The sequence below is a fragment of the Azospirillum aestuarii genome (assembly GCF_016632405.1).
Lineage (GTDB): Bacteria > Pseudomonadota > Alphaproteobacteria > Azospirillales > Azospirillaceae > Azospirillum > Azospirillum aestuarii.
On sequence record NZ_JAEPIV010000005.1, the window covers coordinates 87991 to 107200 of the forward strand.

Below are 19210 nucleotides of genomic sequence, written 5' to 3' on the forward strand. Positions count from 1 at the left end.
CGCTTTTTCGGGCGACGCGCCGCATCATCCATTGCGGAAGTTGCGGTCGAAACTATGGAAAAATTTCCCGGAGACCGCTATACAGAGGTCCCCTCTGGCCGTTATCCGGCCCCGGGAGGAACCCTTAGCACAAGGAAAGAGCGGGCGTCATGGTTGAGCGTTGGTCCCCCGACAGCTGGAGGTCGAAGCCGGCGAAGCAGCTTCCGACCTATCCGGACCCGTCCAAGGTCGAAGCGGTGGAGCAGCGCCTGTCCTCCTATCCCCCACTCGTCTTCGCGGGCGAGGCGCGCCGGCTGAAGGACAGCCTTGCCGCCGCCGCCGCCGGCAACGCCTTCCTGCTGCAGGGCGGCGATTGCGCGGAGAGCTTCGCGGAGTTCCACCCGAACAACATCCGCGACACCTTCCGCGTCCTGCTGCAGATGGCCGTCGTGCTGACCTTCGGCGCCGCCATCCCGGTGGTCAAGGTGGGCCGCATGGCCGGCCAGTTCGCCAAGCCGCGCTCCGCCGACACCGAGGTGCTGGAGGGGATCGAGCTTCCCTCCTACCGCGGCGACATCATCAACGGCTTCGACTTCACGCCGGACGCCCGCGTTCCCGACCCGGAGCGCATGATGCAGGCCTACACCCAGGCCGCCGCCACGCTGAACCTGCTGCGCGCCTTCTCCCAGGGCGGCTACGCCGATCTGCACAAGGTCCATCAGTGGACGCTGGGCTTCGTCGAGCGCTCCCCCGCCGGTGAGCAGTTCCGCGAGATCGCCAACCGGCTGGACGAGACGCTGGGCTTCATGGCGGCCTGCGGCATCACTGCCCAGACCACCCCGCAGATCCGCGAGACCGAGTTCTTCACCAGCCACGAGGCGCTCCTGCTGCCGTTCGAGCAGGCGATGACCCGCGTCGACAGCACCACCGGCGACTGGTACGACGTGTCGGCCCACATGCTGTGGATCGGCGACCGCACCCGCCAGCTGGACGGCGCGCATGTCGAGTTCCTGCGCGGCGTGAAGAACCCGATCGGCCTGAAATGCGGCCCGACGACCGATCCGGACGAGCTGATCCGCCTGATCGACCTGCTGAACCCGACCAACGAGCCGGGCCGCCTGACTTTGATCGTCCGCATGGGCGCCGACAAGGTGGCGGAGAAGTTCCCGCCCCTGCTGCGCAAGGTGCAGCGCGAGGGCCGCGTCGTCGTCTGGTCCAGCGACCCGATGCACGGCAACACCGTCAAGTCCTCCAGCGGCTACAAGACCCGGCCGGTGGAGAAGGTGCTGTCGGAAGCGCGCGACTTCTTCGCGGTTCACGAGGCCGAGGGCACCCACGCCGGCGGCGTCCATTTCGAGCTGACCGGCCAGGATGTGACGGAGTGCACGGGTGGCGCCCAGGCGATCACCGACCACAAGCTGGCGCTGCGCTACCACACCGCCTGCGACCCGCGGCTGAACGCCAGCCAGGCGCTGGAGTTGGCCTTCCTGCTGGCCGAAGAGCTGAAGCGTGCCCGTCTGAAGCGCGACGCCGACCGCCGCGCGGCGGCGGAGTAAGGCGTTTTCCTAGGGGTACGACTGCCCCACCCCGGCCCTCCCCCGCTTTCGCAGGGGAGGGCCGGGGTGGGGGCAAGCGGTGCGAGCGCTTATCGCACCACCATCCGCTCCAGCAGCACCTCGCGCACGCGGATGGCCTGGGCCTCGCGCTTCATCACGCTCGCCACGGTGCTCTTGATCAGGTTGGCGCCTTCGGCCCCGCTCAACTGGCCCGGCTCGATCTGGCGCAGGCGGTCGGCCATCTGGTCGGCGATGCGGGGGACGAAGGGCGTGGCCGGGTTCGGGTCCCCGGTGGGCTCGATCTCCAGCAGCACACGGATGTCCACCAGACGTGCGTCGCTGCCGCCCAGCGTGAAGGTCATCGTCGGCAAGGATGCGTAGGTCTTCTGCGGCTTGCGGTCGCCACCGGCACTGCGGGCGCCGGATTTGGCGGACACCACGGTCCAGGTTCCCAGCGCGGCAAGCAGCACCAGTGCCACCGCGACGAGGACGGGCATCAGGGACACCGATTCCCCATCGGAGCGCCGCAGCAAAAACCGCACCGGGCCGCCTTTCCCCCATTATTCCCCTGTTGGGGGCATGGGCAAATTTAACGATGATTTATCCTAGTTAAAAAAACGGGGCCGGTCAAAGCGCGTCGCACGACCAGCCCCGCTTTTTTACTTGAAATCAGCGTCCGGCATTCAGCCGCCGATGCCACCCATGCACAAATACTTGATTTCCAAGTAATCCTCGATGCCGTACTTGGACCCCTCGCGGCCGATGCCGCTTTCCTTCATGCCGCCGAAGGGGGCGACCTCGGTGGAGATGATGCCCTCGTTGATGCCGACGATGCCGTATTCCAGCGCCTCCGCCACCCGCCAGACGCGCCCGATGTCGCGGCTGTAGAAATAGGCGGCCAGACCGAACTCGGTGGCGTTGGCCATCCGCACCGCCTCCTCCTCCGTCTCGAAACGGAACAGCGGGGCGACCGGGCCGAAGGTCTCCTCGCGGGCCACCTTCATCGCCGGGGTCACGTCGGCGAGGATGGTCGGCTCGAAGAAGCTGCCGCCCAGCTCATGCCGCTTGCCGCCCAGCACCACGCGGGCGCCCTTCTCCGTGGCGTCGCGGATGTGGTCCTCGACCTTCTCCACCGCGGCCATGTCGATCAGCGGCCCCTGCTGCGCCCCTTCCGTGGTCAGGCCGGGGCCGACCTTCAGCGCCTTCACCGCCTCGGCCAGCTTGGCCGCGAAGGCGTCGTAGACTCCGGACTGGACCAGCAGCCGGTTCGCGCAGACGCAGGTCTGGCCGGTGTTGCGGTACTTGGACGCGATGGCGCCCTTCACCGCCTCGTCGAGGTCGGCATCGTTGAAGACCAGGAAGGGCGCGTTGCCGCCCAGCTCCAGCGACACCTTCTTCACCGTGCCGGCGCACTGGGCCATCAGTTCCTTGCCGATCTCGGTGGAGCCGGTGAAGGTGAGCTTGCGCACCGCCGGGTTGCCGGTCATCTCGCCGCCGATGGCGCGGGCGGAGCCGGTGACGACGCTGAGGATGCCCGCCGGAATGCCCGCCCGCTCCGCCAGCACCGCCATGGCGAGCGCAGTCAGCGGGGTGGCGGTCGCCGGTTTGATGACCATCGGGCAGCCGGCGGCCAGCGCCGGACCGGCCTTGCGGGTGATCATCGCCGCCGGGAAGTTCCACGGCGTGATGGCCGCGGTGACGCCGATCGGCTCCTTGGTCACGACGATGCGGCGGCCCGGCAGATGCTGCGGGATGGTGTCGCCGTAGACGCGCTTGCCCTCCTCGGCGAACCATTCGATGAAGGACGCGGCGTAGGCCACCTCGCCCCGCGCCTCGGCCAGCGGCTTGCCCTGCTCCGCCGTCATGATGCGGGCGATATCCTCCTGGTTCGCCATCATCAGGTCGAACCACGTCCGCAGGGTCTTCGCGCGCTCCTTCGCGGTCAGGGCACGCCAGGCCGGCCAAGCGTGCTCGGCGGCGTCGATGGCCTGGCGCGTCTCGTCCGCGCCCATCATCGGCACGCTGCCCAGGACGCTGCCGTCGGCGGGGTTGGTCACCTCCACGGTCTTGCCGCTGTCGGCGTCTACCCACCGGCCATCGACGAAACACTGGAAGCGCAGCAGCTCGGCGTCCTTCAACCCAAGACGGCGGGCGGTGTCCACGGAATCATACGGCATGGTGCCTTCCTTCCCTCGTTTCTTGCACGCGGCCTCGCGGTCGGCCGCGCGTTCGGCAGAGAGTATAGGGCACCTCGCCCGCTCTGCGATCCTTCGCGTGGCGTGGGCAGGCGTGCGAGCCGGGGATGGAACGCCGGCGGTTACGCCGGAAGGACCGGCACGTTGTCGATGAGGCGGGCCTTGCCCATCCAAGCGGCGGCCAGCAGGCGCGCCCGACGTTCCACGCGGCTCACCGGCTCCAATGTGTCGGCGTCGCGCAGCTCGACATAGTCGATGGAGCCGAAACCGGCGGCGGTGATGCGAGCCCGCACCGCCTCCAGCACCGTCGCAGCCTCGGCACCGCCGGCCAGCGCCGAGGCGGCGTCGAGGAGCGCGCGGTTCAGCTCCGGCGCGCGGGCGCGCTCGTCAGCGGACAGATAGGCGTTGCGCGACGACATGGCGAGCCCGTCGGCCTCCCGCACCGTCGGCAGCCCCTCCACCCGCACCGGGATGTCGAGGTCGCGGGCGAAGCGGCGGATGACCATGAGCTGCTGGTAATCCTTCTCCCCGAACACCGCCACGTCGGGCTGGGCCTGGAGGAACAGCTTCGTCACGACCAGGGCGACGCCACCGAACATCTGGGGCCGGAAGGTGCCGCACAGCCCCTCCGCCGGGCCGCCGACCGAGATGGCCGTGGCGAATCCCTCCGGATACATCGCGCGCACGGTGGGGGCGTAGAGCAGATGGCAGCCCGCCGAGGCGAGCTTGCGCGAATCCCCGGCCTCGTCACGCGGGTAGCGGTCGAAGTCCTCGTGCGGGGCGAACTGGGTGGGGTTGACGAAGACGCTGGCGACCACTTGGTCGGCCAGTTCACACGCGCGGCGCACCAAAGCGAGATGGCCGTCGTGCAGCGCGCCCATGGTCGGCACCAGGGCCACCGTCTTGCCGTCGCGGTGCCAAGCGGTAACCTGGGCGCGGAGATCGTCCACGCTGCGGACGACCGGCAAGGGCAGATCCGACTCCGGCGGGCGGGCGGCGGCGAGGGAGGTCATGGCGGGTGCTCCACAGGCGTCATAAACGGCGCTGGGATAAACCGCCGGCCCGGCGCTGTCCAGTCATGGAATTAACCGGCAGCGCCCGAATTTGAAATTTATCCATCCGGCGGGCGGGCCGGCGGGCGGGAGGGGCCGCGGAGCCCGCCCCGCCCGTGGAAGGGTCAACGCATCAGCGTGACGACGACCAGATAGGTCAGGTTCACCCAGGCGCCGAGCGTGGCCAGGAGGACCAGGGTGGCCGGAGACAGGACCACCGAACCGAGGATCACGACGAGCGCCACGACCAGCAGGCCGAGGGCGAGAAGGGTCACGCGCGTATCTTCCATGTCACTGCTTCCAGATGATTGAGCAAATCGGATGTTGGAAGCGATAGACGAAAACCCCACGCGCTGTAGCTGATCTGAATCAACTGCGGCGGCGTTCGTCTCAAAAAGGCACGCGCAAATGGGCAGGAGTTCCGGACGGCATCATGCCTCCAGCACATGCCGGCGCAACCTGCGCGACGGCTCATTACTGGCGAATTCCAACGATGTACCGGAGAAAGGGCGGTGTTTGGGATGGTGGGCGCAGTAGGGATTGAACCTACGACCCCACCCGTGTGAAGGGTGTGCTCTCCCGCTGAGCTATGCGCCCATCCCAAAGAAACAACCGCTGACGCACCGCGGAGACGGAAACACGAGGCCCGACGGACCCCGATCCTGACCGGCCCTTAAGGTGGAGGGGATGGTACCATCCGCAAAGCCCATGAACCACCGGACTTTGGGATGGTGGGCGCAGTAGGGATTGAACCTACGACCCCACCCGTGTGAAGGGTGTGCTCTCCCGCTGAGCTATGCGCCCATCCCAGTAAAACCGCGTCGGCATCAGGCTCGTTTCGCTGTCGCGTCGTTGCCACCGCTGCGGTGAGGCGGGTTTCTAAAGGCCCCGCCCCCTCCTGTCAAGCACCTGTTTCACACCAATATCAAAGAAGCCCTTCCGCTCGGAGCCCCCGATGAGCCAATGGACATGACGCACCGGACCGCGCTTCCCACCCAGCCTCCTATTAAGCGTCCCTCGGCCGCCCTCGTCGCCGGCCTCATCGCAGGAATGTGCGCGGCGTTCGCCGGACTGTTCCCCCTGCCCGCCCTGGCGCAGCGCTGGCAGTTGGACTACCGCGTCCATGTCGGCGGCGTGGCCGTCCTCGACGCGTGGGCGGAACTGACCCTGACCGAGGGCCGCTACAGCGTCCAGGTCAACGCCGCGACGGACGGCTTTCTGGGGCGGCTGTTCCCCTGGGACACCCAATCGCTCAGCGTCGGCACGGTCCGGCCCGACGGCGTCGCCCCGATCCGCCACACCCAGTCCGGCGTTCTGCGCGGCTCCCCCCGGACCGTCACCTTGGACTACGGCCCGGACGGCAGCGTCCGCACGCAGGTCTCCCCGCCCCCGGAAGAGGAGGACCGCGCCCCCGTCCCCGAAGCGCTCAGCCGGCAGACCCGTGATCCGTTGAGCGGCGTCGTGGAACTGCTGCTCGCCGCGCTTCACGGCGGGGGATGCCAGCGCACCGTGCCCATTTATGACGGGCGTCGCCGTTACGACATGATTTTCACGGACCGGGGAATGACCATGGTCGGGATGTCGCGCCATTCGGTGTTTTCGGGCGCGGCGCGGCAATGCCGGGTGTCCCACACGCCGATCGCCGGCTACGAGCGCACGCCACGCCAACCCTTCTGGCAACGCGGTGGAAACCGGGAGGAGCGCCCGCCCGTCGATCTGTGGATCGCTCCCGTGGAGGGGGCCGGCCCGCCCCTGCCCGTCCGGCTGGAGACCGACAGCGGATTCGGCGGGGTGGTCGTCCACCTCACCGCCGTGCGCAAGACCGACCAGACGGCGGAGCGTCCCGCCGGGCCGGTGCCGTCACCGCTTCGTTGAAGGATCAGGCGCGCCCGACGCTGCCGCTGCAGGCGGTGGGATGATAAAGCAGTTCGGCCATGGGCCGCTCGGCCAGCGCCTGTTCGCACAAGCGGTTGAACTCGTCCATCTTGCGCTGGAGGTCGCTGTGGTGAGCCATCATCCGATCGAAGTCGGCGGTGGCCGAGTCGATCTGACTGTTGGCCGGAGCGTGGGTGGCGATGTGGGCTTCGATGGACAGGGCGTCGGCGGACAGGGTCTTGCCGGTCTGGGTCTTACCGGGGAAGGCAAGGATCTGGGCCATCGGGTGTCTCCTTCGCTCACCACCATTCGATGCACCCATCCAACTACATTTACCTTTCGTTAGCCACCGTTAATCTCTCGTTAACCATGACAAGAAGGAGACCTACGGCGAAGCCCCCGCTGGATGCGGCAACCCGGCCGGCCGCTCAGCCGCCCAGCCGCCGCAGGGCGTCCGGCAGGTCCGCGATGCGATCGAGCAGGATGTCGGCGCCCAGCTCCTGCACCGGCATGCGGGGATAACCGTAGGTCATCGCCACCACCGGGACCCCGGCGGCGCGGGCGGCCTTCACGTCGTTGCGGTTGTCCCCCACCATCGCGGCGCTGCCGCCGCCCAGCGCCTCGACCACCCAGGACAGATGGCGCCCGTCCGGCTTCTTCACCGGCAGCGTGTCGCCGCCGGCCAGCGCGGAGAACAGGGGCGAGAGGCCCAGCGCCTCCAGCAGTTTCCGGGTGATCCGTTCCGGCTTGTTGGTGCACAGCCCCAGTTTCACCCCACCCTCCGCCAGCGCCGCCAGGGTTTCCGGCACGCCGGGATAGAGCACCGGGGGCTCGTCGTCCTGGAAATAGGCGTCGAGGTAATCGTCGAGGGCCGACCGCAGAGCATCCTCGGTCAGGGCGTCGCCGGTCGCCGCGAAAGCCTGCCGGACGAGGGCGGCCGACCCGTCGCCCACCATGCCGCGCACCTGCGCTTCGCTGAGGCTGGGCCGCGCGAAGCGGGACAGGGTGCGATTCAGGACGCGGGTCATGTCCCGCGCGCTGTCGATCAGCGTGCCGTCCAGGTCGAAGACGACCGCGGCGAAGGGAATGGTGGCGGACATGGCGGACATCGGCACGAGTTCCATGATAGTCCAAAGGCGAGCGGCACCCCGTTCGATAGCACGCCCCTCCTCCGACGGCGACCCCTTGTTCAGGCAACACGCCCCCGGCATAGGCCCTTCGGTGCCGCTGGCGCGGCGTGCGTACACCCTCGGGCCGCGTTTTGTGTATGTCAGATTGACACAAAAGTTGACTTGGGGTCCTGGCGCCGGATGTGGCACTCAATGCTTGAGCACAGACCGTTTGCCCGGATTTTGATGCGTACGCTTTTCCACCCCTTTGCCATAACCCGTTTCCAATACTGCAGGGATATCCGATGACTCAGCACCGCCCGCTCGCCTGCGTCATTCTCGCCGCCGGCAAAGGCACCCGCATGAAGTCGGACCTGCCGAAGGTCCTGCACCGCGTTGCCGGCCAACCGATGGTCGGCCATGTGCTGTCCGCGGTGAGGGCGCTCGACCCCGACCATGTGGTCGTGGTGGTTGGCCCCGGCATGGACAATGTGGCCGACGCCGTCGCCCCCTACCCCACCGCCGTCCAGCACGAGCAGCGCGGCACCGCCGACGCCGTGCGCGCTGCCTTCGGCCTGCTGGAGGGATTCGACGGCGACGTGGTGGTGCTCTACGGCGACACGCCGCTGGTCACGCCGGACACGCTGCGCGCCATGGTCGCCGCCCGCCGCCAAGCGAGCGACCCGGCGGTCGTCGTCCTGGGCATGCGCCCCGACGATCCCGGCGCCTACGGCCGCCTGATCCTGAACGCCCGCGGCGGGCTGGAGAAAATCGTCGAGTATCTCGACGCCTCCGAGGAGGAGCGCCAGGTCACCCTGTGCAACGCCGGGCTGATGGCCTTCGACGGGTCGCGGATGTTCGACCTGATCAGCCGGATCGGCAACGCCAACGCCAAGAGCGAATACTATCTCACCGACGTGGTGCAGATCGCCCGCAGCAACGGCATGGCCTGCGCGGTGGTCGAGGCTGCCCCGGCGGAGGTCGTCGGCGTGAACTCCCGCGCCGAACTGTCGGAGGTGGAGAAGCTGATCCAGCGCCGCCTGCGCAAGGCCGCCATGGACAACGGCGCCACCCTGACCGACCCGGACAGCGTCACCTTCTGTGTGGACACCCGCCTCGGCCGCGACGTGATCGTCGGCCCGCACGTGGTGTTCGGCCCCGGCGTGTTCGTCGCCGACCGGGTCGAGATCAAGGCCTTCAGCCATCTGGAGCAGGTGCGGGTGGACAGCGGCGCCCAGGTCGGCCCCTACGCCCGCCTGCGTCCGGGGGCGGAGATCGGGCCGGACGCCCACATCGGCAACTTCGTCGAGATCAAGAACGCGAAGATCGAGGCCGGAGCCAAGGTCAACCACTTGACCTACATCGGCGACGCGCGGGTGGGGGCGAAGGCCAACATCGGCGCCGGGACCATCACCTGCAATTACGACGGCTACGCCAAGAGCCACACCGACATCGGCGCCGGGGCCTTCATCGGCTCCAACACCGCGCTGGTGGCTCCGGTCAGGGTGGGCGACGGCGCGATCGTCGGGGCGGGCAGCGTGGTCACCACCGACGTCGAGGGCGACGCGCTGGTCGTGGCGCGCGGGCGCCAGCAGGCTTACACCGGCTGGGCCAAGCGTTTCCGCGAACGGAAGCAAAACGAGAAAGCGAAAAAGGCGTAAGATTGCCCCGGTTGACCGTTCACCCGGCCCCGGCCATCATTCAGGAGTTGCAGGTTCATGTGTGGCATCATCGGCATCATCGGCACGCATGACGCGGCCCCCCGTCTCGTCGAGGGTCTCCGCCGCCTCGAATACCGCGGTTACGACAGCGCCGGCGTCGCCACGCTGGTCAAGGGCGGCATCGAGCGCCGCCGCGCCGAGGGCAAGCTGATCAACCTCGACGCCAAGCTGCGCGAGGCGCCGCTGCCGGGCGTGATCGGCATCGGCCACACCCGCTGGGCCACCCACGGCGGCCCGACCGAGAACAACGCCCACCCGCACGCCACCCACCGCGTGGCCGTGGTGCACAACGGCATCATCGAGAATTACCAGGAGCTGAAGGCCGAGCTGATCGACCACGGCTACGTCTTCGAAAGCGCCACCGACACCGAGGTGATCGCCCACCTCGTCACCTATTACATGGAGAAGGAAGGGCTGGGTCCGGTCGAGGCCGCCGCCGCCTCCTTCAAGCGCTTCACCGGCGCCTTCTCGCTGGTGCTGCTGTTCTCCGGCCAGGAGGACATGCTGGTCGGCGCCCGCCACGGCACGCCGCTGGCCGTCGGCTACGGCGAGGGCGAGATGTATTTCGCCTCCGACGCCTTCGCCCTGGCGCCGCTGACCAACCGCATCTGCTATCTGGAGGACGGCGACTGGGTGGAGCTGACCCGCACCGCCGCCGTGATCCACGACGCCGGCGACGCGGTGGTGGAGCGTCCGGTCAAGACCACCGCCCTGTCCGGCGCGCTGATCGGCAAGGACGGCTACCGGCACTACATGCTCAAGGAGATCTATGAGCAGCCGCAGGTCATCGGCGACACGCTGAACGCCTACATCAACCCGGAGACCGGCCGCGTCACCCTGCCGGAGACCAGCTTCGACATCGCCAAGGCGACGAAGCTGACCATCGTCGCCTGCGGCACCGCCTATTACGCCGGCGTGGTGGCCAAATACTGGTTCGAGACGCTGGCCCGCCTGCCGGTCGAGGTCGACATCGCCTCGGAGTTCCGCTACCGCGAGGCGCCGATGCCGGAAGGCGGCGTGGCGCTGTTCATCAGCCAGTCGGGCGAGACTCTGGATACGCTGGAGGCGCTGCGCTACTGCAAGCGCCAGGGCCAGAAGATCCTGTCCATCGTCAACGTGCCGGAAAGCACCATCGCGCGTGAATCCGACGCGGTGCTCTACACCATGGCCGGTCCGGAGATCGGCGTCGCCTCGACCAAGGCCTTCACGACGCAGCTGACCACGCTGGCCTGTCTGGCGGTCACCGTCGGCCACGCCCGCGGCGTGATCCCGGCGGAGCGGATGCAGCAGATCGCCCAGGCGCTGCGCGAGGTGCCGGCCCGCGCCGCCGACGTGCTGGCCCACGACGAGCGCCTGCACGAGCTGGCGCAGGAGGTCGCGGAGGCCCGCGACGTGCTGTATCTGGGCCGCGGCGCGATGTACCCGCTGGCCCTGGAAGGCGCGCTGAAGCTGAAGGAAATCAGCTACATCCACGCCGAGGGGTACGCGGCGGGCGAACTGAAGCACGGCCCCATCGCGCTGATCGACGAGAGCGTCCCGGTGATCGTCCTGGTGCCGTCGGACAACCTGTTCGAGAAGACGGTGTCCAACGTCCAGGAGGTCTGCGCGCGGTCGGGCAAGGTGCTGCTGATCGCCGACAGGAAGGGCATCGACAAGCTGTCCGACAAGGTCCGCTGGTCGCTGGAGCTTCCGGCCTGCGACCCGCTGGTCGCCCCGCTGCTCTACGCCATCCCGGTCCAGCTGCTGGCCTACCACGTCGCCGTGCTCAAGGGCACCGACGTCGACCAGCCGCGCAACCTCGCCAAGTCGGTCACCGTCGAGTAAGGCGGCCCGGTCGAACCAGGTCCCGCCAAGGAAAAGCCCCCGTCCATCCGGCGGGGGCTTTTCATTTTCCGTTCGGGAGGCCGCTCAGGACGCCCAGTAACGCTTCGGACCGACGTCCACATGGACGAAGTTGCTGTCCGGATAATAGCCCACCCCGCCCCCGCGCAGGCTGAGCGCCGCGCGCTGCAGACTGCGCAACGGCAGGCCGGGCACCCGCAGGTCGATGGCCTTGCCCTGCATGTGGAAGCTGTTCTGGGCGACCCCGCTGCCGTCCTGCTCGCGCAGCCAGGCGTTGGATTCGGGGGAGCGGTAGCCGGAGATGATGTGCACCGGCGTCTTGCCGCCGACCTTGCGGGTCAGCGCGTGGAGCAGATCGAGCAGCTTGGGGTCGATGGGGTGCACGGCCCCGGTGCGGTGGTCGCGCAGCAGGTGGTTGATCTCGCGCAGCCCGTCGCGTTGGTAGCGGCCCTTGGACCAGTATTCCGCCCGCACCCGCTCCCCGGTGTGGAGGTTGAGCAGGACCAGTTGCCGCGGCGGAGCGCGCAACGCCGCCTCCGACACCTCCGGGGCCATCACCATCCCGGCGGCGGCCGTCGCCAGACCGATGCGCAACAGTTCCCTCCGGCCGAGCTTGGCTGCTGGGGTCGGTTGGAATTTGGCCTCGGTCATCATGCCTCCATGGGGTCCCGAACGGGTCGACGCGCAAAGCGCCCCTTTTTGTCCGACGCCTTTTGGCGGCAGCGCCCCCGCTTCTGTCAAGAAACCAATGGTTAACGACTTTAAAACGCCCGTCCTTCCTGGGCTTGCCAGGGTGGCCCTGAGGCGGCCGGAAACGCGGTGGGATGCGTTACAGGGGTGAAATACAGCAGACCGCGCTCCCGATTCGCCCGAGTCCCCCGCCGGAACCGATCGTGACAAGAGCAGGGCAAAAAACGGCAACCATAAGGGGTACTGCCGCGGCCTTTGCCGTTTAGCCTTCGGTAAGGAATCTACCCCCATAGTTTGAGTAGTGGAAACAACCCCCGTCAGATTCCTGCCCGTGTCCCCCGTCGCCACAGCCCCAGCGCCGGCTCCCTCCTATCTTCGGCCCGATCAACTGGCCGAGGTGCTGGACCGGCATGCCCGCTGGATCAAGGGCCAGCCGGGCGGCGCGCGCGCCAATCTGGTGCTGGCCGACCTGGAGGGCGCCGATCTGGCGCAGCGTGACCTGCGCGGCGCGCGGCTGGTCGGGGCGAAGCTGGCGCGCTGCCGGCTCAGCGGCACCAATCTGGCCGGCGCCGACCTGTTCGGCGTGGACCTGCGCGACGCGGACATCACGCGCGCCAACCTGATGCAGACGGACTTGCGCGGCGCCCGGTTGCGCTCCGCCGACTTCTCGAACGCCAATCTGCGCGACGCCGACCTGCGCGCCGGCACGCTGGAGCCGGGGGGGACCGCCCGCCGCGGCACCGGCCCGGACGCCCATCCGGACGCCCAGGACGCCGAGGCCATCCGGCAAAGCCACCGGACCGCCCTGGCCCGCCTTCAGGGTGGCGCCACGGCGGAGAGCGGCATTCCGACCGACCTGACCGGCGCCGTGCTGGCCGGTGCCAACCTGACGGAAGCCGACCTGTGCGGGGCGGTGCTTCAGAACGCCGACCTGACCGGCGCGGTTCTGACCGACGCCAACCTGTCCGGGGCGCGGCTGAACGGGGCCAACCTGAGCGGCGCCCTGCTGGACGGCTGCACCTTCGACAACGCCGATCTGGTCGGCACGCGGATGGTCGATTGCGACCTTTCCCGAGCCAAGCTCGGCTCCGCCTGCCTGACCCGCCCGATCGACAGCATGGGGTCGGAAATCCAGCGGGCGATCTTCGACCATGAGCGCTGGATCGACAGCGTCGGCCAGCGCGGGGAGCGCGCCGATCTGGACGGCACCGACCTCAGCCGCGCCGACCTGCGCGGGGTCAATCTCAGCGCGGCCTCGTTGCGCGGCGCCAACCTGTCCGACGCGGCGCTGACCGGCGCCCGGCTGATGATGGCCGACCTGTCCGGCGCCAATCTGGAGCACGCGAACCTGATGGGGGCCGACCTGTGCGGCGCCAACCTCAGCTTCGCCCGGCTGACCGGCGCCGATCTGACGCGGGTCAACCTCGGGCCGGCGGAGATCAAGGACCCCAGCGGACGGCCCACCGGCCGCTCCTGGGCCGCCAATCTGATGGGTGCGGATCTGCGGCAGGCGATGCTGACCGATTCCCGCATGGTCCAGGCCAACCTGACCGACGCCGATTTGGAGAACGCCGACCTGGACGGGGCCGATCTGACCGGCGCGAAGCTCCAACGCGCCCATTTCAAGGGCAAGGCGCCGCGGCGGCGCTGACTCGCCTGCCTTCGTTCCACGACCGTCATCATCCCGCAAAGGACCGCGGCGCATAGTGCGGCACCTCGATCCGCCGGACGGTCCGCCATGCCCACCCTTCCCCACCCCCTTTCCCGCCCCCTCCTCCGGCGTGGCGCCCTGCGCCTGCTCCCCACCGCCCTCATCGCCCTGTTCGTCCGCCCCGCGCGGGCCAACGACCCGCGCCTGTCCGAAATCTGGCGGTGCGGCGGCGGCGACTGCCCCGGCTACGAGTATCACCCCCGCGACGGCGACCCGGAACACGGCGAGCCGGCGGGCACCGCCTTCCAGGACTTGCCGGCGGACTGGTTCTGCCCGCGCTGCGGCGCCGGCAAGCCGGATTTCCGCCGCATGGGCGATTGATCAGCAAATCATCCTTGCTCTTCCGCGCCTCTTCGGCAAATATTGCTGTCATGGACGATACAGACCGCAAAATCATAGCGCACATCCAGGAAGATGGACGCGCTTCCTACGCCGACATCGGGACCGCGGTCGGATTGTCGGTGTCCGCCGTGAACGAACGGCTGAAGAAATTGCAAGCGAACGGCGTGATCCAGGGCTGGGGGGCGCGGCTGTCGCCCAAGGCCACCGGGTTGGACGTGCTGGCCTTCGTCGAGGTGCTGCTCGACCGTCCGGAGCACGACGCGCCCTTCCGCGACGCCATGCGCGCCACGCCGGCGGTTCAGGAATGCCACCACGTCACCGGGGACTGGTCCTATCTGCTCAAGGTGCGCGTGGCCGACACGGAGGCGCTGGAGCGCTTCCTGTCCGACCGGCTCAAAGCCCTTCCCGGCGTCGTGCGTTCCCACACCGTGATCGCGCTGTCCTCGGTCAAGGAAACGCCGGTCCTTCCCATCGAGTCAGACTGACCCACCCGGAGCATCCGCCATGGACGCGCTGCCCGCCCTGCTGAAGGGCCTGATCATCGGATTCAGCATCGCCGCCCCGGTCGGGCCGGTCGGGCTTCTGTGCATCCGGCGCACCCTGGCCGACGGGCCGGCGCACGGCTTCGTCAGCGGGCTCGGCGCGGCCAGCGCGGACGCGGTCTATGGTGCCATCGCCGGCTTCGGGGTGGTTCTGGTCACCGACGCGCTGCTGGGCGCGCAGGTGGCGCTGAAGCTGGTGGGCGGGCTGGTGCTGCTGTGGCTGGGCTGGGGCACCCTGCGCGCCCGCCCGGCGGAGCGCGCCGCGGACGCCCGCGGCGGCGGCGGTCTGGCCGGAGCCTACGCCTCCACCTTCGCGCTGACGCTGGCCAACCCGGCGACCATCCTCAGCTTCGCCGCGGTGTTCGGCGGGCTGGGCGTGTCGGCGGGGGACGGGAACAGCACGGGCGTGGCCGCCCTGCTCGTCGCGGGCGTCTTCACCGGGTCGGCGATGTGGTGGTTGGGGCTCAGCGCCTCGGTCGGGGCGTTCCGGCGCCGGGTCACGCCTGCCGCCATGCTGTGGATCAACCGCGGCTCGGGCGCGGTGCTGGGAGGGTTCGGGATCGCGGCCCTCGCCTCTCTGCTGTGAGGAGGCGGCCTGTGAGGAGGCGCAATGCGCCGGTCACCCGGTGCGATGTCAGAACAGAATCGTCACCGGACCGCCCAGCGCGACCGCGGCAACGATCAGGATGGCCACCGCCGTCAGCTTCTCCGCCGCCGACCAGCGCTGCCAATCCTTCTTGAAACTCTTGAGATCCTGGGCCATGGCAACCTCCGCCATCCCTGATTGTCCGTGATGGGAGCGACATTGGACGCTTCCAGTTGATGTTTGGTTAACGTCATCCGGAAACTCTTTCATCCATTGGAATGCCACAGGTAATCGGAAGAAAATGTGATACAAGTCAAATAGAGGGCAAAAGCGGGTACAATTTTCGGCATCCCCCATGAGGGGGCCTTCGGGCGCGTTCCGCGTCCCCCGGATGGAAGGGTTTCCACCGACGGTCCGATGCCCCAAATCCCTTTGGACACCCATCGACGCGTCGGCGCCGGACGAGCCTGACCAAGCCCACAAGACACGAGGTGCTGGCGGTGAGCGGACTGAAGATCGGACTGGCCCTGGGCAGCGGGGCGGCGCGCGGCTGGGCGCACATCGGCGTGTTGCGCGCGCTGGAGGAGATCGGGGTCGAGCCCGACGTGATCTGCGGAACCTCCATCGGCGCGGTGGTCGGCGCGGCCTACCTGACTGACCAGCTGGACGAGTTGCAGGCCTGGGCGCAGAGCATGGGCTGGCTCGGCATGCTCGGCATAATCGACCTCACCTTCCGCCGCGGCGGGCTGCTGGCCGCCGACCGCACCTTCGACCGCTTCCGCAACCACCGGACCGAGGTCACCATCGAGCAGCTCCGCAAGCCCTTCGCCGCGGTCGCCACCGACCTCGGCACCGGGCGGGAGATCTGGCTGCGCGACGGGCCGATGCTCAGCGCGGTGCAGGCCTCGGCCGCCATGCCCGGTCTGTTCCCGGCGGTGCGACGCGATGATCATTGGCTGGTGGACGGCGCGCTGGTCAATCCGGTGCCGGTGTCGCTCTGCCGCGCGCTGGGGGCGGACGTGGTGATCGCGGTCAACCTGAACAGCGAATTGTCGCCGCTGAGCCGCCCCTCCGGACGCGGGGCCGCCAAACTGCGCAAGGCGGCGGAGGCCAAGCCGGCCCAGATGCAGGCGCCTCAAATGCAGGAGGCGCATCCCGTTCCGGAGGTGGCGATGGCCCCGGCGGGGGATGCGACCTCGCCGGTCTTCTCCACCCTGACTTCGCAAATCGCCTCCTGGATGGGGCGGCGCCCGGCGGCGCGCACGCGCTTCCTCGCCGACCAGCTGACGCGCGCCCCGGCCTCCAACGTTCCGCCCAACGTGATGGACGTGATGGCCGGGTCGATCGACATCATGCAGGACCGCATCACCCGCTCCCGCTTGGCCGGCGAGCCGCCGGACGTGCTGATCGCGCCGCGCCTCGCCCACATCGGCATCCTGGAGTTCGACCGGGCGGAGGAGGTGGTGGAGATCGGCTACGGCGCCGCGTCGATCCTCAAGCCCGCGCTGGAACTGGCGCTGCGCCGGGCGTGACCACGCTCAGACCGGAGCCGCCGGCCACATCCAGGTGAGTTCGTGCTTGTTGTGGTGCAGGTGCAGCACCCGCCCGCCGGGGATCGCGGCGAAGGCGCGCGCCGTATCGTGGTCCGTCTCGGCCTGGAACTTCAGCGTGCAGATGAAGCGCTTGGCCAGCCCGCTCTCCATCCACTGGTTCACCAGCCGCAGCAGGCGCGTGGGGTAGCAGATCACGTCGCAGCACAGCCAATCCACCGGCCCGACATCCTGCGGCTTGAGGCCGAAGGCGCTCTCCTGGCGGAACGTGATGCGCGGCAGGGCGGCGATGGCCGGGTCGAGCGGGGCCTTGTCGACGCTGACCACGCTGGCGCCCAGCTCGTGAAGCACCCAGCTCCAGCCGCCGGGGCAGGCGCCGAGGTCGATGCAGCGGTCACCCGGCCCCGGCTGCTCCCCGAACAGCGTCAGCGCCTCCCACAGCTTCAGATAGGCGCGGTTGGGCGGCACCGTCCGGTTCTCGACGAAGGTGACCTCGCCGTGGCGGTAGGGGCTGGAACAGCGCGCCGCCGCGACGATGGTGTTCTCGTCAAGCAGCGTCCAGGAGCCCAGCGGGGCAGTCGGCAGCGGCGACGGGAAGACCACCGGCTTGGCCGAGACATGGGGCAGGTTGTCCTGGATCAGGCTGGCCCGACGGTGATGGCGCAACGTCCAGAGCGCCCAGTTGCGCTGGATGGAGCGCAGCGTCCGCGCGCCTTCCTTGATCGACGCGAACTCGATCCGCACCGGATCGTGCCAGATGTTCTGCGCCCAGGCGGCCGGGCGCGCCGGTCCGTCGGCGAAGACCAGCCGGTCCTCCACCGCCGCCACGTCGCCCAGTTCGGCCACAAGGTCCGGCACGAAGCCTTCGGGCGCCAAATAGATGGTCTGCCCCAGGGAGGTGTGCGCCGGGGTCGCGCGGGCGGACGAGGTGTCGGATGAGTCGCTCATGCCGAGGGGCTAGCGCTCCTGGCGTTCGATTGCAAGAGCGCGGTCGAAGGAATCAGCGATCCCCGCGTTCAGACGCCCGTGAATGGCCGCCCGGTCGAAGCCCGGCGGGTCCCACGCGGGCGGCCCGGCCTCTGCCGCGGCACCGCCGACCCAGAGGACCGCAACTCCGGCAATCGGCAGCCGTCCCATTCGCAGCACCGCGTCCCCCACCGCTTGAAGGAAGGCATCGACGACGGAGGTAGCCGCATCATCCCTTCGTTCGAACTGTGACATTCCGTCGCAATACGCTCAAATTTGGCCGTCATGATTCAGATCAATTGACAATCATTCTCAGTCGCAGCACATTGCCCCCAGCACGACCGCACAACACGCACCGCTGCCGGGGGCCCATGTACGTCTGCATCTGCCACGCGCTGAACGACAAGCAGGTTACCAAGGCGCTGGAGAACGGCGCCCGCACCCCGGCTTCCGTCTTCCGGCATTATGAGCGTCAGGTCCAGTGCGGCAAATGCGTTCCGATGATGCGGGAGATGGCGCAGAGCCATTGCGCGAACCAATGCCCGACCTGCCCCAGCCACGCCGCAACGCAGCATCCCGCCACGCTGCCGGAACCGGCCAACACCGAAAACTTCCCCTACGGCATCGCGGCCGAGTAACGGGCGCCACCCTGCCCCACCTTCCAAGTCGCAACGACAACAGCGTCCGTCCCTTCGGCGTGGTTTCCTGCTTTAATCCAGAAGTCCGTCGATTTATTTCGGGGCGAAGCGGCCGTTTTGTGCCGCTTTTCTGCCTGTCCGGACCAGTTGGGATCTTCCATTAGGCTGCGACAAATCGCCATAGTCTTATCCCCCTGGTCCGCTTGACGGGGCGGGAGCGATGATGCAGAAAGAGTCCAACCGGATTCAAGAAATCCGAAGACTTCGGAGCGGCATGGAACGCTCCCGACTGGGCAGGACACACAAAACTTAAAGTTCTTGGGAGCTGGAAATGCTTTTCATACGTCTATGAAAGGCAACCAGACGGATTTCTTTTTTTGGCGCTGCAGCGAATTTTTTGCTGCGATGCACATATTGCAGACGAAGCGTCCGCTGTGCAGCGCCGCTCCGGACCACAGGCCTGACGATCAGGCGAACGGTCCCCATGCGATCCGAAGGGAGGAGTGAGAAATGGGCTGCCGCAACCGGCACGCTTACGACGTCAAATGCCGCGACCTTCTCCAGGAAACCGCCGACCGGCTGGACCGGCTGCGGTCGCTGGTGGAGCGGTCCGGCCCCGAGGTTCGTGAAGCCATGAGCCGGCAAGAGATGGAACGCACGCTGGACGCCCTGCGCGGCCAGCACAACCGGCTGTGCGCCCGCGTCGAGGCGGCGCGCATCGCCACGGACGATGCCTGGGCCTTCGCCCGTGCCGTCGCCGACCAGGCGGCGGAAGAATTGGTGAGCGGTATCGACCACCTGGAAGCCGGCCTGTCGCGCAAGGCGGCCTGACCGCCAGACGCCCCGAAACGGTTGC

Annotated in this window: 21 protein-coding genes and 2 tRNA genes; 11 read left to right on the top strand and 12 right to left on the bottom strand. The window is 68.4% G+C overall.

What is annotated here, in order from left to right; translation table 11 throughout:
• Nucleotides 1-149: 149 nt before the first annotated feature.
• Entirely contained in the window at nt 150-1535 is a 1386-nt protein-coding gene (locus JJL56_RS12840) for a class II 3-deoxy-7-phosphoheptulonate synthase (protein WP_014240660.1), read from the top strand.
• 89 nt (nt 1536-1624) lie between these two features.
• Here the strand turns inward: JJL56_RS12840 and JJL56_RS12845 are convergent, their stop codons facing one another.
• The 6 genes from JJL56_RS12845 to JJL56_RS12870 form a co-directional block, all read right to left on the bottom strand.
• A complete protein-coding gene (locus tag JJL56_RS12845) occupies nt 1625-2032 on the bottom strand; it encodes a flagellar basal body-associated FliL family protein (RefSeq protein ID WP_211111858.1) in 408 nt (135 codons plus the stop codon).
• Between the two features lie 186 nt (nt 2033-2218).
• Nucleotides 2219-3712, bottom strand: coding sequence for an NADP-dependent succinate-semialdehyde dehydrogenase (gabD, locus tag JJL56_RS12850; protein ID WP_247891062.1), 1494 nt, complete (start codon nt 3710-3712; stop codon nt 2219-2221).
• Nucleotides 3713-3852: 140 nt separating this feature from the next.
• Nucleotides 3853-4743, bottom strand: a complete 891-nt coding sequence (panC, locus tag JJL56_RS12855) for a pantoate--beta-alanine ligase (protein ID WP_145625993.1) — start codon at nt 4741-4743, stop codon at nt 3853-3855.
• Between the two features lie 164 nt (nt 4744-4907).
• Nucleotides 4908-5072, bottom strand: coding sequence for a hypothetical protein (locus tag JJL56_RS12860; protein ID WP_014240656.1), 165 nt, complete (start codon nt 5070-5072; stop codon nt 4908-4910).
• Nucleotides 5073-5304: 232 nt separating this feature from the next.
• Nucleotides 5305-5379: transfer RNA gene (locus JJL56_RS12865), tRNA-Val, on the bottom strand.
• Between the two features lie 132 nt (nt 5380-5511).
• Nucleotides 5512-5586 (bottom strand) — tRNA-Val (locus tag JJL56_RS12870).
• Nucleotides 5587-5751: 165 nt separating this feature from the next.
• On the opposite strand from JJL56_RS12870, the gene JJL56_RS12875 reads away from it, so the two are divergent.
• Entirely contained in the window at nt 5752-6657 is a 906-nt protein-coding gene (locus JJL56_RS12875; protein WP_200485326.1) for a DUF3108 domain-containing protein, read from the top strand.
• 4 nt (nt 6658-6661) lie between these two features.
• On the opposite strand, the gene JJL56_RS12880 is transcribed toward JJL56_RS12875, so the two are convergent.
• Nucleotides 6662-6940, bottom strand: coding sequence for a hypothetical protein (locus tag JJL56_RS12880; protein ID WP_200485327.1), 279 nt, complete (start codon nt 6938-6940; stop codon nt 6662-6664).
• A 145-nt stretch (nt 6941-7085) separates the two neighbouring features.
• A complete protein-coding gene (gene gph, locus JJL56_RS12885; RefSeq protein ID WP_145625996.1) occupies nt 7086-7766 on the bottom strand; it encodes a phosphoglycolate phosphatase in 681 nt (226 codons plus the stop codon).
• Between the two features lie 305 nt (nt 7767-8071).
• Here gph and glmU point away from each other — a divergent pair, with 305 nt between their 5' ends.
• Nucleotides 8072-9427: a bifunctional UDP-N-acetylglucosamine diphosphorylase/glucosamine-1-phosphate N-acetyltransferase GlmU gene (gene glmU / locus JJL56_RS12890; RefSeq protein ID WP_200485328.1), complete on the top strand. Its 1356-nt coding sequence runs from the start codon at nt 8072-8074 to the stop codon at nt 9425-9427.
• 57 nt (nt 9428-9484) lie between these two features.
• Nucleotides 9485-11311, top strand: coding sequence for a glutamine--fructose-6-phosphate transaminase (isomerizing) (gene glmS, locus JJL56_RS12895; protein ID WP_200485329.1), 1827 nt, complete (start codon nt 9485-9487; stop codon nt 11309-11311).
• Between the two features lie 84 nt (nt 11312-11395).
• Here the strand turns inward: glmS and mepK are convergent, their stop codons facing one another.
• Nucleotides 11396-11923: a peptidoglycan L,D-endopeptidase MepK gene (gene mepK, locus JJL56_RS12900; RefSeq protein WP_247889440.1), complete on the bottom strand. Its 528-nt coding sequence runs from the start codon at nt 11921-11923 to the stop codon at nt 11396-11398.
• 427 nt (nt 11924-12350) lie between these two features.
• On the opposite strand from mepK, the gene JJL56_RS12905 reads away from it, so the two are divergent.
• The 4 genes from JJL56_RS12905 (at nt 12351) to JJL56_RS12920 (ending at nt 15200) form a co-directional block, all read left to right on the top strand.
• Nucleotides 12351-13670, top strand: a complete 1320-nt coding sequence (locus tag JJL56_RS12905) for a pentapeptide repeat-containing protein (protein ID WP_200485330.1) — start codon at nt 12351-12353, stop codon at nt 13668-13670.
• An 87-nt stretch (nt 13671-13757) separates the two neighbouring features.
• Nucleotides 13758-14051: a rubredoxin gene (locus tag JJL56_RS33930; protein ID WP_200485331.1), complete on the top strand. Its 294-nt coding sequence runs from the start codon at nt 13758-13760 to the stop codon at nt 14049-14051.
• A 50-nt stretch (nt 14052-14101) separates the two neighbouring features.
• On the top strand, nt 14102-14557 hold the full coding sequence (locus JJL56_RS12915; protein ID WP_145626002.1) for an Lrp/AsnC family transcriptional regulator: 456 nt from the start codon (nt 14102-14104) through the stop codon (nt 14555-14557).
• Between the two features lie 19 nt (nt 14558-14576).
• A complete protein-coding gene (locus JJL56_RS12920; RefSeq protein ID WP_200485332.1) occupies nt 14577-15200 on the top strand; it encodes a LysE family transporter in 624 nt (207 codons plus the stop codon).
• 48 nt (nt 15201-15248) lie between these two features.
• Here JJL56_RS12920 and JJL56_RS33670 read toward each other — a convergent pair whose 3' ends face one another.
• Nucleotides 15249-15377: a hypothetical protein gene (locus tag JJL56_RS33670; protein WP_256380053.1), complete on the bottom strand. Its 129-nt coding sequence runs from the start codon at nt 15375-15377 to the stop codon at nt 15249-15251.
• A gap of 314 nt (nt 15378-15691) precedes the next feature.
• Between JJL56_RS33670 and JJL56_RS12925 the strand changes: the two genes are divergently transcribed.
• Nucleotides 15692-16732, top strand: a complete 1041-nt coding sequence (locus tag JJL56_RS12925; RefSeq protein WP_200485333.1) for a patatin-like phospholipase family protein — start codon at nt 15692-15694, stop codon at nt 16730-16732.
• 6 nt (nt 16733-16738) lie between these two features.
• Here JJL56_RS12925 and JJL56_RS12930 read toward each other — a convergent pair whose 3' ends face one another.
• Both JJL56_RS12930 and JJL56_RS12935 read right to left on the bottom strand, forming a co-directional pair.
• Nucleotides 16739-17698, bottom strand: a complete 960-nt coding sequence (locus tag JJL56_RS12930) for an SAM-dependent methyltransferase (protein ID WP_200485334.1) — start codon at nt 17696-17698, stop codon at nt 16739-16741.
• Nucleotides 17699-17707: 9 nt separating this feature from the next.
• A complete protein-coding gene (locus JJL56_RS12935; RefSeq protein ID WP_200485335.1) occupies nt 17708-17971 on the bottom strand; it encodes a hypothetical protein in 264 nt (87 codons plus the stop codon).
• A 116-nt stretch (nt 17972-18087) separates the two neighbouring features.
• Between JJL56_RS12935 and JJL56_RS12940 the strand changes: the two genes are divergently transcribed.
• Both JJL56_RS12940 and JJL56_RS12945 read left to right on the top strand, forming a co-directional pair.
• Nucleotides 18088-18354 (top strand): (2Fe-2S)-binding protein, encoded by a 267-nt coding sequence (locus tag JJL56_RS12940; protein ID WP_145626006.1) that lies wholly within the window; start codon nt 18088-18090, stop codon nt 18352-18354.
• A 510-nt stretch (nt 18355-18864) separates the two neighbouring features.
• A complete protein-coding gene (locus tag JJL56_RS12945) occupies nt 18865-19185 on the top strand; it encodes a hypothetical protein (protein WP_145626007.1) in 321 nt (106 codons plus the stop codon).
• The last annotated feature ends 25 nt before the right edge of the window (nt 19186-19210 follow it).